Annotated in this window: 12 protein-coding genes; all 12 read right to left on the bottom strand. The window is 69.6% G+C overall.

Translation table 11 applies throughout. The annotated features are described in order from the left end of the window. Nucleotides 1-1,056: hypothetical protein (locus VF746_03860; protein ID HEX8691552.1), on the bottom strand; the 1,056-nt coding region annotated here is incomplete at its 3' end. Nucleotides 1,057-1,242: 186 nt separating this feature from the next. Further along, on the bottom strand, nucleotides 1,243-1,707 hold the full coding sequence (locus tag VF746_03865) for a hypothetical protein (GenBank protein HEX8691553.1): 465 nt from the start codon (nucleotides 1,705-1,707) through the stop codon (nucleotides 1,243-1,245). 203 nt (nucleotides 1,708-1,910) lie between these two features. Beyond that, on the bottom strand, nucleotides 1,911-2,576 hold the full coding sequence (locus VF746_03870; protein HEX8691554.1) for a hypothetical protein: 666 nt from the start codon (nucleotides 2,574-2,576) through the stop codon (nucleotides 1,911-1,913). A 289-nt stretch (nucleotides 2,577-2,865) separates the two neighbouring features. Beyond that, nucleotides 2,866-3,327: a preprotein translocase subunit SecG gene (gene secG, locus VF746_03875; GenBank protein HEX8691555.1), complete on the bottom strand. Its 462-nt coding sequence runs from the start codon at nucleotides 3,325-3,327 to the stop codon at nucleotides 2,866-2,868. 173 nt (nucleotides 3,328-3,500) lie between these two features. After that, nucleotides 3,501-4,265, bottom strand: a complete 765-nt coding sequence (gene tpiA / locus VF746_03880; protein ID HEX8691556.1) for a triose-phosphate isomerase — start codon at nucleotides 4,263-4,265, stop codon at nucleotides 3,501-3,503. Between the two features lie 4 nt (nucleotides 4,266-4,269). Continuing rightward, nucleotides 4,270-4,644 carry a hypothetical protein gene (locus VF746_03885; GenBank protein HEX8691557.1) on the bottom strand — a complete coding sequence of 125 codons (375 nt, stop codon included), beginning with the start codon at nucleotides 4,642-4,644 and terminating at the stop codon, nucleotides 4,270-4,272. Further along, complete coding sequence (locus tag VF746_03890; protein HEX8691558.1) at nucleotides 4,641-5,858, bottom strand: phosphoglycerate kinase; 1,218 nt, start codon at nucleotides 5,856-5,858, stop codon at nucleotides 4,641-4,643. Before VF746_03890 ends, VF746_03885 begins: the two co-directional genes overlap by 4 nt. A gap of 394 nt (nucleotides 5,859-6,252) precedes the next feature. Then, entirely contained in the window at nucleotides 6,253-7,269 is a 1,017-nt protein-coding gene (gene gap, locus VF746_03895; protein ID HEX8691559.1) for a type I glyceraldehyde-3-phosphate dehydrogenase, read from the bottom strand. A gap of 59 nt (nucleotides 7,270-7,328) precedes the next feature. Further along, nucleotides 7,329-8,099 (bottom strand): ComF family protein, encoded by a 771-nt coding sequence (locus VF746_03900; GenBank protein ID HEX8691560.1) that lies wholly within the window; start codon nucleotides 8,097-8,099, stop codon nucleotides 7,329-7,331. Nucleotides 8,100-8,354: 255 nt separating this feature from the next. Further along, nucleotides 8,355-9,239: a shikimate dehydrogenase gene (locus VF746_03905; GenBank protein ID HEX8691561.1), complete on the bottom strand. Its 885-nt coding sequence runs from the start codon at nucleotides 9,237-9,239 to the stop codon at nucleotides 8,355-8,357. Next, nucleotides 9,236-9,784 carry a low molecular weight protein arginine phosphatase gene (locus VF746_03910; GenBank protein ID HEX8691562.1) on the bottom strand — a complete coding sequence of 183 codons (549 nt, stop codon included), beginning with the start codon at nucleotides 9,782-9,784 and terminating at the stop codon, nucleotides 9,236-9,238. Before VF746_03910 ends, VF746_03905 begins: the two co-directional genes overlap by 4 nt. A gap of 112 nt (nucleotides 9,785-9,896) precedes the next feature. Next, nucleotides 9,897-13,661, bottom strand: coding sequence for a hypothetical protein (locus VF746_03915; GenBank protein ID HEX8691563.1), 3,765 nt, complete (start codon nucleotides 13,659-13,661; stop codon nucleotides 9,897-9,899). Between the last annotated feature and the right edge of the window lie 80 nt (nucleotides 13,662-13,741).

Raw genomic sequence — 13,741 nt, forward strand, 5'->3', positions numbered from 1 at the left:
CGTCGCACCCGTCTCGGCGAAGACGCCCACGCCCTGGTACTCGCCGATCCGGTTCACTTCCGTCACCCCCAGCACCCGCGGCAGGCCGTACTTCGCGTACTGGCGGCCGTTGAACGTGATCGGCTCGTTGTTGATGAACCAGGTCGCGTTCGCCGCGTAGGCACCCGTCACCGGGAAGCGGTCCCGGAACGGCTGGCCCGCCACCGTGGTGTCGCCCGTCGCCGGGTTGTACTGCACCTCGACCTCGGTGAGCGCGTTGTTGTCGATCACGCACACCCGGATATTCTGGATATCCGGCGGAGGCGGCGGCGGCGGCGGCGGGGGCGGCGGCGGCGGCAGGATGTCGCCGAACATGAACTTCAGCCCCAGCACCGCTTCCGGCGTGAACGCGAACTTGTCGTCACCCGGGCCCTGCTCGGCCACGTGCGCGGGCGAGTCGTACCCGTGCACCGCGGCCTCCAGGAACACGCCGATGCTGGGCCCGAACGAGAACACGTCGACGCCCAGCCCCGCCACGCCCTGCCCGACCGTCGCCAGCTTCGGATGGTCCGAGAGGCACACGCCGCTGGCGATCCAGATCGGAACGAACTGGCACCCCGGGTACGGCGACTCGCCGGCGATGTTGGTGGTGAGCCCGCCGCCGCCCGCGAACACGTACAGCGAGCCCAGCATGCCGCCGCCCGACCAGAAGAGCGGGCGCCACACCAGGTCCAGGTCATAGAACCAGTTGTTCTGGACCCAGTCCTCGTTGGTCCCGTCCGGGAAGAAGTCTTCGGCCTCGGGGAGCTGCGACGGCATGTACTTGCCGTGCAGCCGGATCCCGAAGCTGGGGCTCAGCCAGTAGGTGGCGAACGCCCCGAAGACCGGCGCGACGCCGACCGGCCAGTCCTCGTCGTCGGCCGTGGTGAACCAGCTGGAGGTCCAGGCCCCGCCCGCAAAGATGCCGAGGTCGAACAGGCTCGCGCGGCGCCCCGTCATGTCGTCCTGCGCCGCTGCACCCCCCGCCGTCCCCGCCACCATCAGCGCCGCCAGGGCGGATGTGAGCAATCGTTTCATCGAGTCCTCTCCGAACCAGGTGATTTGGTCCGCCCGGCTCCCCCGGACGTCCCGCCAGCACACGACCCAACCCAACCGTTCCACCTAGCTTCCGGGAGCGCCGGGTCGAGCGTCCCCCGTCTCGACATCATGCCGTGGCGGTGCACCTCCTTCCGGTTCGGCACCCGCGAGGACGGGCGCGCGCGTTCACAACGCTGCCAGAACGGCTCCGAGTATGCCGCCGTAGACCGTGCTTCCCGCGACCAGCGCCACCGGCGTGGCCCGGCCCCAGCCGAGCCCCAGGTGCCCGGGCGGGGGGAGGCGCCCCATCCGCACGCAGCGGCTGGCCTTCGCCAGCCAGGGGAGCGCGGCGGCCGCCAGGAGCCCCGCCAGGGCCCCCGCCGCCGCCCCGGTCGCCCACCCCGCACCGCCCAGCACCCGCATGGCCCCGGCGCCGGCGGCGGCGGCCACCGTGGCGCCGAGTGCCAGGAAGATAGCGAATCCGACCGTCTCCGCCATGGGGAGCCGCGGGTCGTCGAAGAAGAGGCAGCCGAGCTGGCTGGTGGGGCTGAAGCGCGTCCAGTCCATGGCCCGGAAGAGCCAGAACACGCACGCCGCGAGAACGCTGGCGATGAACCCCGCCCAGACGATGCCGCTCCAGGATCCTCCCATGCCCCTTTCCCGTGCCCGGCCGGGCCCCCGCCCGCGCCGCGCGCCCCCGGCTCGTCTACGCCGTCCAGATGGCAGACCCGTTAGGAATATGCACTTTCGGTGCCGAGCGCCAGTATTTTCTTGCGCCGGACCCCCGACGAGCACGCCCGCGCGGGGTCACACCGGGACCGCGGGGGCGGCGCCCGGCGTGGGCCCGGGCCGGCTCAGGCCGCGGTCTCGGCCGGGGCCGGTGCGGCGGCGACGGGCTGCTCGGCGCCCAGCGGCGGCAGCTCGGCGTCGGCCACGTTGCGCAGCGTGCGGTTGTAGATGACGTCGGAAACCCCCTCGGGGACCGCCATGATCTCCAGGTAGAGGTCGACCGCCTCGTGGAGCGGGACCTCGGCCGAGAGGGCGCGGGCGAACTCGAGCGCGTTCTGCACGTGCTGCTCGAAGAGCGCGTCCTCGGCGCGGGCGGCGGCCAGGTTGATGCGGTGGCGGAGGTCTTCCTGCACGCGGCCGCGGATGCGCCGGCGCACGCGCGAGAACACCGCCTCGAAGCGGCTGGTGGCTTCGCCGGGGGGGCCGCGGCGGGCGTCCTCGCGGTCGGCGGCGTCGTCTTCCAGCAGCGCGACGGTGTCGGCGTCGGCGGGGGTGACGGCGCCGCGCCGGCCCAGCTCGGCGAAGGCGCGGCTGCCCACGTTGCGGGCCTGCTCGGGGTTCAGCCGCAGGATGCGGGCGTAGATGTCGAGGGCGGCGTCGAAGGGCAGCTCGTCGCTGACCAGGTCCACCAGGGCGAGCACGTGGCGGAGGTGGACGGCGAGCAGCTTCTCCTGGGCGACGGCGGTCGCGAGGTCGATCTGCCGCTGCATCGCGCGCGACGTGTTGCGCATGAGGCCCACGGTTGCGTTCTCCCGAAGCGTACGGTTGGTTGCGCGCCTTCCGGTGCCGGTGCGGCGGGAGGGCGCACGTCCCCCGCCGCGCGGTGCGCGGAGCAAGTTCCATTCCGGGGGCGGGGTCATTTCGGGGGTGCGAAGTGCGGAGTGCGAGGTGCGGAGTGCGAAAGAAAGTGCGTGAGTGCGTGAGTGCGTGAGTGCGAACGTCGCGGGACGGGGAATGCGAAAGCGGGCCGGCTCCCTCGGGGGGAGCCGGCCCGCTTCGCGCGGACGCCGGGGCTCGCGCCTACTGCTTGGGCGCGGGGGCGGGGGCCGCCGGGGGCGCGGGCTGGCCGGCCTGCGCGCCGGCGGGGTCGTTGCCGCCCTGCGTGGCCGCGGGCGCGGGAGCGGGGGCCAGCGGCGTGTTCGCGGGGGCCTGGGCGCCGGTGGCCGGGCGCGTGCCCGCCGGGGCGCCCGTGGGAGCCGGCGCGGCGGGGGCGTTCTGGAGGTCCTGCCGCAGGATCGACTCGCGGCGCGCGGGGCGCGACGACAGGATCGAGAGCACGAAGGCCAGGGCGATGAAGATGCCGCCGGACCACCAGGTGGCCTTGGTCAGGATGGTGGTGGCCTGCCGGCTGCCGAACAGGGTGTCGGTGCCGGCGCCGCCGCCCATGGCCGCTAGGCCGCCGCCCTTCCCCGACTGCAGCAGCACCACGGGGATCAGCACCACCGCGCAAAGGACCAGCAGGATCAGCAGAAGCGTGAACACGGAAGCGTCCGGGATCGGGTGCGGGGTTGGTTTCGTAAAGCTCTGGAATTTAGCAGGATGCGCGGATTCGTCAACCGGCGGAGGGGAAAAGTGCGTGAGTGCGGAAGTGCGTGAGTGCGTGAGTGCGTCGAGAACCAGCGCACTTCGCACTTCGCACCTCGCACTTCGCACTTTCACACCGACGCGCAGATCGCCGCGAACCCCCGCGGGTCCAGGCTGGCGCCGCCGACCAGGACGCCGTCGACGCCGGGCCGGGAGAGGAGCTCGCGGGCGTTGTCGGGCTTCACGCTGCCGCCGTACAGGATCGGCAGCGCACCGGCGACGTCGTTCCCGTAGCGGTCCACCAGCCGCTCGCGCACGAAGCGGTGCATGGCGGCCGCGTCGTCGGGCGTGGCGTTGACGCCGGTGCCGATGGCCCACACGGGCTCGTACGCGATCACCAGCGAGCGCGCCTCGTCGCGGCCCACGTCGTCCAGCACGGGGCGGAGCTGCTCGGCAACCACTTCTTCGGCGCGGCCGGCGCGGCGCTCCTCGATCTTCTCGCCCACGCAGAGCACGGGAACCAGGCCCGCGCCCAGCACGGCGCGCACTTTCTTCACCGTGTCCTGCGTGGTCTCCCCGAACACCCAGCGGCGCTCGCTGTGGCCCACCAGCACCAGCTCGGCGCCCGCGTCGGCGGCCATCCCGGCGGAGGTCTCGCCGGTGAAGGCGCCGCTCGCCTCCCAGTACACGTTCTGCACGCCCAGGCGCACGTCGGGGCGGCCCTGCACGGCCTCGCGCGCGGCGGCCAGCGAGACGGCGGGGGGAAAGAAGACCACGCTCCCCGTCTCGCGCGGCGGGTGCACGGCCAGGAAGTCGGCGAAGAAGCGGGCCGTCTCGCCCGGCCCGTGGTTCATCTTCCAGTTGCCGGCCAGCACCGGCGGCTGCGGAGCGCTCACGGGCTCACCCGTTCCGGGGAGATGGGAAGTCGAGGACGAAGCGGAGGCGGCCGAGGAACGCCGCGTCGAGCGCGTCCCCGGTGTCGGCGGTGAGGATCACCAGCCCCGGACCGGCTTCCGCACGGTCGACGAGGCGGTCCAGGTCGGCGGCGCTCACCGCGTCCGCGCCCTCGAGGACGGCGACCGCGTGCCGCTCGTTCGCGGCGATGTCGCGCGCCGCCAGCGACTCGGCGTCCAGGCGGCGCACCTCCGCGCCCAGCTCGCGCGCGATCTCCTCGGCAGCCCGCGCCGCGCCGCCGCCGGTGAAGAGCGCGACGACGCCGCGCCCCGTGCGGACCTCGGCCGCGAGCTCGCGGAGCGCCTGGTCGCCGGTGCTCACGAGCCGGTCCGGTCGCTGAGCGCGGCCACGCCGGGGAGCGTCTTCCCCTCGAGGAACTCCAGCGAGGCCCCGCCGCCGGTGGAGACGTGCGACATGCGGTCCTCCAGCCCCATCTCCGCGACCGCGGCGGCCGAGTCGCCGCCGCCGACGATGGTGGTGGCGCCGCGGCCGGTCGCCTCCGCCACCGCCTGCGCCACGCCGCGCGTCCCTTCGGCGAACTCGGGCTGCTCGAAGACGCCCATCGGCCCGTTCCACACCACCGTCCTGGCATCGGAGAGAATGCGGCGGAACTCCTCCACCGTCCGCGGGCCCACGTCCGCCGCCAGCCGGTCGGCGGGAATCTGCTCGCGGGGGACGACCTGCTTCGGCGCGCCCGCTTCCAGCCTGTCGGTCACTACGCAGTCGGCGGGGAGCACCAGCCGGTCGCCGGAGGACTGGAGGAGCTCGCGGGCCATGTCGACGCGGTCGTCCTCGACCAGCGAGGTGCCGGTCTCCAGCCCCATCGCCCTGAAGAAGGTGTTCGCCATGGCGCCGCCGATCAGCAGGCGGTCCACCTTGGGGAGCAGGCTGCGGATGACGTCGATCTTCCCGGAGATCTTGGCGCCGCCCAGGATGGCGACGAAGGGCCGCTCGGGGTCGCCCAGGGCGCGGCCCAGGTACTCCAGCTCCTTCGCCATCAGGAACCCGGCGGCGGCGGGCTTCCCCTCGCCCTTCACCACCTCGGCGACGCCGGCGGTGGAGGAGTGCGCCCGGTGCGCGGCGCCGAACGCGTCGTCGACGTAGACGTCGCCCAGCTCGGCCATCTGCCGCGCCAGCTCCGGGTCGTTCTTCTCCTCGCCCGGGTGGAAGCGCGTGTTCTCCAGCAGGAGCACCTCGCCGTCGCCGAGCTGGCGCGCGGCGTCGACGGCCTGGGAACCGACGGTGTGCTCGGAGAAGCGCACCGGCCGGCCCAGCACTTCGGCCAGGCGCTCGGCCGCGGGCCTGAGCGACATCGCCGGGTCGGGCTTCCCCTTCGGCCGGCCGAAGTGCGAGAGGAGCACGATGCGCGCGCCGGCGTCGGCCAGGTGCCTGAGGGTCGGCAGCGTGGCGGTGATGCGGCTGTCGTCGGTGATGCGGCCTTCGTCGTCGAGCGGGACGTTGTAGTCCACGCGCACCAGCACGCGCTTGCCGGCGAGCGCCTCGCGCGGGAGGTCGTTCAGGGTGAGCTTGTCCATCTCGGGCGTTCTCGGCGGGTAGCAAAGGCGGCTGATGCCGATTGAGAATCTGATCCGGTAATCGGACTCGTAGGGGCGAGGCATGCCTCGCCCGCTGCCTGTCGCAACACCAGAGCTCGTCGCAACGGGCCGGGGCATGTCGCCGCGTGATGGCCTTCGGCCATCCGGGCGAGGCATGCCTCGCCCCTACAGGAACTTCGATCGCGAATACCGAAGCGAATCGTCAATCAGCACAAGCCGCGGCAACAACCTCGCCCGACCGCCTGCGCGTACGCAGGGACGCGCCGGGCGAGGCTTCAACAGCGAAACTGCAACGGCAACTTCAACTGCGCGGAGAGGTGCGTCGCGAGCTGGTTTTCACGCACTCACGCACTTCCGCACTCACGCACTTCCCCTACGAGTTCTGCAGCCGCTCGCCCATGTACCGGGCCAGGTCGACGCAGCGGCAGGAATAGCCCCACTCGTTGTCGTACCAGGCCATCACCTTCACCAGGCCGCCCACCACGTTGGTGCTGGGCGCGTCGACGATGGAGGAGTGCGGGTTGCCGGTGAAGTCGACCGAGACCAGCTCCTCCTCCTCGTACGCCAGGATCCCCTTCAGCCGCCCCTCGGCCGCGGCGCGCAGGGCGTCGTTCACCTGCTGGGCGGTGACCTCCTGCTCCAGCTCGGCCACCAGGTCCACCAGCGACACGTCGGGGACGGGGACGCGCATGGCCACGCCGTCGATCTTCCCCTGCACCTCGGGGATCACCAGCCCGGTGGCCTTGGCGGCGCCGGTGGTGGTGGGGATGATCGACATGGCGGCGGCGCGGGCGCGGCGCAGGTCCTTGTGCGGCAGGTCCAGGATGTTCTGGTCGTTGGTGTAGGCGTGCACCGTGGTCATCACGCCGCGGCGGAAGCCGAACTGGTCCAGCAGCACCTTGACCACGGGCGCCAGGCAGTTGGTGGTGCAGCTCGCGTTGGAGACCACGTGGTGGCTGGCGTTGTCGTACTTCTCCTCGTTCACCCCCAGCACGATGGTGATGTCCTCGCCCTTGGCGGGGGCGGAGATGATCACCTTCTTCGCGCCGCCCTCGATGTGCTTGGCGGCGTCGTCGCGCTTGGTGAAGCGGCCGGTGGACTCGATGACGATGTCGACGCCCAGGTCGCGCCAGGGGAGCGCGGCGGGGTCCTTCTCGGCGAAGACGCGCACCTCGTCGCCGTCGACGACGAGCGAATTCTCGCGCGCCTCGACGGTGCCGGGGTAGTCGCGGTGCACCGAGTCGTGGCGCAGCAGGTGGGCGAGGGTGTGCGTATCGGTCAGGTCGTTGACGGCCACGAAGTCGATGTCGGTGGCGCCGTTCTGCTTGGCGGCGCGGAGCACGTTCCGGCCGATGCGGCCGAACCCGTTGATGGCGACGCGGATAGCCATGGCCTCCCCTTGGTCCTTGCGATTCCCGGAAATGAAAGCGACGCGGAGCCGGAGGCCTTCTACAAGCGCTCCAGCTCCGGAACGACGCGCGCGAAGGTGGCGACGCTCGCCACGCGGGCGCCCGCCTCCAGCAGCGCCTCGACGCACGCCAGCGCGGTGGCGCCGGTGGTCCACACGTCGTCGACCAGCACGACGTGCTCGCCCCTGAGCTCGGCGGCCCGCTCCGGCGGGACGGCGAAAGCGCGCGCCACATTAGCCCGCCGCTCCGACGGATGCAAGGCCGTCTGCGTGACAGTGGCGCGGGTGCGGACCAGGAGCGTGGCGTCCATCACGCGGCCGGTGCGCGCGGCGAAGCCCCGGGCCAGCAGCTCGGCCTGGTTGTAGCCGCGCTCGCGCCGCCGCGCCGCGCTGGTGGGCACGGGAACCACCAGCTTCCCCTCCTCGTCCACGTCGCGGGGGAAGTCGACGAGCGCGGCCATCTTCGCCGCCATGCGGTCGGCGACGCCCTCCCAGCCGCGGTACTTGAGCGCGTGCACCATCGCCCGCGGCGCGTCGCCGACGACGTACGCGGAGCGGATGGCGCGCACGGAGGCCGGCCACTCGCGGCAGGTGCGGCAGGCGGGCTCGGGCTCGGCGTCGAGCAGCCGGGGGCTCCAGCAGCGGGGGCAGCGCGGGCTGGGGAGCGGCCGGCACTTCAGCCAGCAGAGGCGGCAGACCATCCGCTCGCCGTCGGCGGTGGCGATCGCTCCGCCGCACGCGACGCACACGGGGGCGAAGACCAGGTCGAGGGCGCCGGACCAGAGGTCGCGGAGGAGGGAAGGGGCGGTCATTTCAGGCATGGGAAGGGGCGAAAGGGGCTGTGGGCCTGGGGTGCACGGGCGACTGAAGTCGCAGCAACAACCGCAGGAAGCCTCACAAACCCCGTGAGGCTTCAACCGCAACTACAACAGCAATCCGACGAGGGAATCTCGCAGGGGCGAGGCATGCCTCGACCGGAGGCGCCTCCGCGCGAATTCATGCTCATCGCGCCGGAGTCCTGCCTCGCAGCCCGCGCAGGCGGGCTTCCCGTTGTTCCAGCCGCGGGTTCACCCGCATTCATCGACCCGCATACCTCGACCTCCAGCGCTCTCCCGCAGCGCCTGGCGCATCACCTCGACCGGGGGGTCCACGGCCCACCAGCGGCGGAAGGCGGCGGCGCCCTGGCTGACCAGCACCTCGGTGCCGTCGGCAGCGCGGATGCCCGCCGCGCGCATCGCCCGCACCCACGGGGTCTCGCCGCCGCGCGCGTAGACGAGGTCCAGGGCGGCGCGGAAAACGGCGCCTCCGGTGGGGGGGAGCGGGTCGTCCGGGCGCAGCCCGAGCGAGGTGGCGTTCATCGCCAGGTCGAAGGCGTGGCCCGACAGGTCGTCGTCCGGTTCCGCGACGTCGATGCGGAAGCCGAAGGTGTCCCAGCGCTCCTTCAATTCCTCGGCGCGCGCGCGGCTCCGGTTGAGGAGCGTGACGTGCTCCACCCCGCCGGCCTGCAGCGCGTAGAGCGCCGCGCGGGCCGCGCCCCCGGCGCCCACCAGCAGCACGCGGTCGGCCAGCATGGAGCCCCACTCGGTCTCGCCCACCAGCGCGCGGACGGCCTTCGCCACGCCCTCCACGTCGGTGTTGTCGCCCCACACCTCGCCGCCCTCCAGCCAGAAGCAGTTGCACGCGCCGGTCAGCTCCACGGCGGGCGTGTGGCGCTCCACGGCGCGCGCGGCCGCCTCCTTGTGCGGCACGGTGACGTTGCCGCCGCCGCCCGCGCGCGCCAGGGCGCGGATGAGCCCGGCGACGTCGTCCGCCGAACACCGCAGGGCCACGTAGACGCCGTCGAGGCGGAGGGCGCGGAGGGCGGCGTTCTGGAAGACGGGGGAGAGGGAGTGCGAGACCGGGTCGCCGAGCAGCGCGAAGAGCCGGGTGGCGGCGGTGACGGGCGGCGTCACGGCGCCAGGATCGGGGCCAGGCGGTCGAGCGCGGCGGAGATCAGCCCGCAGAGCTCCTGGTAGGTCTCTTCGTAGACCGCCTCGCTCCCGCCGAAGGGGTCGGCCACGGGGTAGCCGAAGCCGTCGCCGCCGGCCACGAAGTCGCCCAGGGTGGCGGCCCGGTCCAGCCCGCCCACGCGCTCCACGCCGTCCAGGTGCGAGGGGCCCATCCCCAGGATCAGGTCGGCCCAGCCGGCCAGCTCGGGGGTGAGCGGCTGCGAGCGGTGGGCGGAGAGGTCGATCCCGTGGCGCCCGGCGACCGCCACGGCCTCGCGGCTGGCCTGGTCGCCGCCGCGCGCGGCCAGGCCGGCCGAGGCCACGCGCACGTTCTTCCACCCGCGGCGCTCCAACTCGGCGCGCGCGATCCCCTCCGCCAGCGGGGAGCGGCAGGTGTTCCCCGTGCAGACGAAGAGGATGTTGAAGGTGGTGGTGCGCGGGGACGCGGTCCCGGCGGCCTGCTCGCTCATCTCCGGTCCCTTCGCTCCCGCGGCTTCGTCGCTGGTCATGGCCGCGCGGGGTGGTACCCATTCGCCGAGCTTCGTGCGGGATTCAGGTCCGGAATGTCTCACACGGAGTCAGCGGAGTCAACGGAGGGGCCAAAGTTTCCGCCGACTCGGGTCATTCCGGATTGAGCCGCTCTCTCAACTGCCGGATCGGGACGACCTGATCCGGAGGCAATGCGAGGTCTTTCTTGAATTGCATGGGAACCTCGGCATTTGTGACAAGGAGCGGGACGGCTTCGGTCGCCGTGCGCGGGATGCCGAGCTTCTTGCGGACTGCGGCGAGATGCTGACGAACCCACTCAACCCGACGCAGGTGCCGCCCAAGGCGGTCTAAGCTCTCGCCCCGAAACTCATTCAGTCTTTCCACGATCTCGCCGATTGCGCGAGCCGGCTGCAGCCGTTTGCACTCAATCAGCAAAATGCGCTCGTCCGCGGGGTCCCACGCGACCACGTCCACGTCACCGAAATCCTTAGGTGCGCCGAGGCTCCGCATCTCCACCTCTCTACTAGTCTGCCATCCAAGCCGCCGCAACTCCAACTCGACTTCCATCGTGAACGCATGCCCCAGCATATCGGCGACTCTGCCCCGATACTCACGCATCTCAGTAGAAACGAAGAATTCTGTGGGCAGCGACGCCGACCGGATGTTCTCTAAGAGATAGGAAAGACTGGCTGCGACTTGGTGCATGCCGTAAAGAACGGGAGCGTCCGGTCCGGACCCGAACGTGACCACCGGCCGCGCAATCAAAGAGAGCCTGCGGCGGAAGCGCCACGGTGTCCAGTCACGTGCCTGGAACCCAGGAGGCTCCACGTCCCAGCGTTCGCGCGGCTCCAGCGCAAATACACCGAAAAAGGCGTGGCACTCCGCTTCTGTAAAGCCGCGCCGCTCCTGCAGCCGCGCCGCGATTGCGCCACGCGTGGAGGCCGGCACAAGCTGGTCTGCCTCCTTCGCCAAATCCAACAGTTCGGCGACTGCATCAATCAGCCTTGACGGTGTAAACCCATACTCACAGCGGAACGCGTCAGCGAAATCGGAGGTCTCGTACCGCACATTGTGCTCGCTGGCCTCCCGGTGACGATGCGGACGAAAGAACCTGTCGTAGTCTGCGACAGCCTCACGGAATCCCGTAGCGAACGACTGCTGAACGTACGGGCTCGCCACTTCCGCGAGGAACTCATGATCACGCTCAACCGTGCCGTTCGGCTGGATCTTCAGCCACGGCTCGGCGGCCCCACCGCGGATCGCGTCCGAGTCGGCGGCAAGTTCAAAAAGCAGCGCCACAGCAGCTACAAGGCGATCGTAATCGGCGAGCGACGCCGGACGCCCACCCTCGCGGGGGCAGGTGGGCACCCCCATCTCAATCAGGACGCGAGTTGCCAGGCTTGCCAGCGACCGGTCCGATTCACGCCTCCCTGCGATTTCCACCACGTCTTCCGGACCGTGGTATAGTGCCATCATCGCGCGCGCCGTCCGACGCCATTGTGTCCTGTCGCGGGAGATCGCCTCCAAATTCTCCAGAGCCATTCGTACGAGACTGGTGCCTTCGAGCGCCCGCAACTCGGTTCGGATCTCTTGCCACAGCGCGTCAACCAACGCATTGAGCGTGTCCGTGCACGTCTTTTTCTCTTTGAGCAGAACAGGCCCTTCTCCATCGGCGCGGTCGATGGCACGCCACCCTAGCCCGGTCATGTGCGCCGCCCAATCCTCGGGCTGAATCAGCCGTGGCCGCAGTTGTTCCCCCCATTGGATGTGGTCAAGGAGCGTCGGTGCTTGAAACAAGTGAACCGCCCGCGCATCGGCGTTCGGCATGACCACCGTTGTAAGTTCCCGCGCGTTGGCGTCCTTCCTTCCCCATCCCAACCCATCAAGCAGCGTAAGCAAGCCTGCAATCGTACTCTCCAAAAGGACGCGTTCAGCATCGTTGGTCGGCCGATTCAAGAGAACGAGGAACCCGAACGGCAACCTGATCTCAACAACGGTCTTCTCCGGGGTGACCGTTATTGTCGGGAACTCTGGTTCCCCCTGACCCGCGGTGGTATCTAAGTCCCTCCATTCCGAGAGGTTCTGCAGCGAGAGCCGGACGTGTAGAGGCGGGGCGCCGGCGGGAGGGACAGCCGCTTCCAGCAGTGGCATCGCACGGTTGAGCCAAGCCAGCAGCCCATCCCAAAGGTCATACACAAGGCGCATCGCGTTCGGAACGTCGTCAGGCCGAGTCGCCCACACCCAGATGACGAGCGCTTGACCCTCTACGACACCGGCAAGTTCGCCGGTACCCGCCAACTCGGTGGATGCGTAAACGGGTTGCATGTTGAGACCTGCGAAGAAAGCGTCGCGATGCAGGCGCACAACGGTTACATGGCTCCGGCTGTCAAGAGGAGCAGCGTGCTCGTCGGTCCTCCTGCGCTCTGAAGCGCGGAATCCGTGCACGAAGTTGGTGCCAGGATGCAGCAGTGCGTGGTCTGCCGGATAAGGAAACTCTCTCGGAATGAGGTGAAATCCTTGATGCGCCCAGAAGGCATACATGTTCAGAGTGCCACTCAGCTCGGTGATGGAAACGCCGTCCTCAAATGCGTCCTTGATCTGCTCATAGAGTTTGTAAAGCCTCAGGAAAGACGCACCCTCCGACCACGCGAAGGTCTCTAGATTGGGTAGGCTGATCACAACGATGTGCCAGCTGTCCGGGAGATCGGGCAACTCAAGCATCATCCCGCGCCCGAGCCCTCCTCGGACGATAACAGTGAGCCCGCCGACGGCCTGCTGGCGAAGGTACTCGGCCGTCGCAACCAGGTGCTCTTCGAATTGTTTCTGACTCTCCTCCGTCAGTTGCGCGGTCGAGTTCAGCCCGTGCGTCCGAACCGCGTCCGGATCATCATGCAGCAGGACGACGTGCGCGGCCTTGTCCACATCGATCGCGCAGATCACAGCTTCCGCTGGGACACCCGCACCGACAGCTGGAGGCTCCGCCGGCAGTCCGCCCACGAAACGATCCGTGGGCTCAGCCAAGTGCTTCAGCAGCCGGTGAACCGTGTCACGTTGCTTTACTCGCAGGTATGCGCAGAACTCAGTTGTCTGCCCCTCCCCCGCAAGCCACTCCAGAACGAAGCGGCGGATGGCTGCGCTCGCGGCCGTAGGGCAGGCGAACAATACCGCGTCGCCAAAATTGATGAGTGGATGCCGCTCCAAGGTGGTATGCCCCAGGACCTCGTGTCCTAGGTGAACACGCGCCTGCTGGGGGAAAAAGAAGGGGGCGAGCGCTTCGGGATTGATCCCGATTGCGGAGAGTTCCGGAAAGGTGAAAGTAACCCGCGCAACCAGTTCGGGCAGCTTGGGCAACGACCGTAGGAAGCGATCGGTTGGTATCGCGCGATCGGAAGTTACCCAGCGCGCGAGACCAGCCCTCTCGACCAAAGCATCACTGAGTGCCAGTAAGGCAGTGACGCTGTGCCGCAATTCGCGGTGAGGCCGCGCCCAGCGCGTACGCGAGATGCAATCGAGCAGGTTTTGTAGGTAATAGTCGTTCACCTCCCAAATCCCTTCCAGAAGCCGGTAGTTTCCGCCCGGCCCGATCACATTTGATACGAACACGTCCTCGGGTGGATCTTCGTCACGTCGTACCGGGTGCTTCGCGAGCACCACCTCGAGCCACTTTGCGAGGTCCTTCGATCCAGGGCGGACGGTGCCCCGGCAATGCAGGCATGCGAGGTGGAGCAGGATCTCTATCCGGAGCGTTTCTGGATGGTACTCGGGGACAGTGAGCAGACCCGCGGCACAACTTATCGTGGAGCGCGGGTCAAAGCGCGCAAGTGTTTTCGCGAGCCCCTCATACGAAGGATCACCGATGAAGAGAGAGTGTCCCGCGATGGGAAACAACTGATCCATCTGCTCCTGCGAGGACGTTTGAGGATTGGTGATAACTCAAATGCTGGGGGAAGTTATGAAGGACGGAGCTGGCCGGGGCT

The sequence above is a fragment of the Longimicrobium sp. genome, from assembly GCA_036389795.1.
Lineage (GTDB): Bacteria > Gemmatimonadota > Gemmatimonadetes > Longimicrobiales > Longimicrobiaceae > Longimicrobium.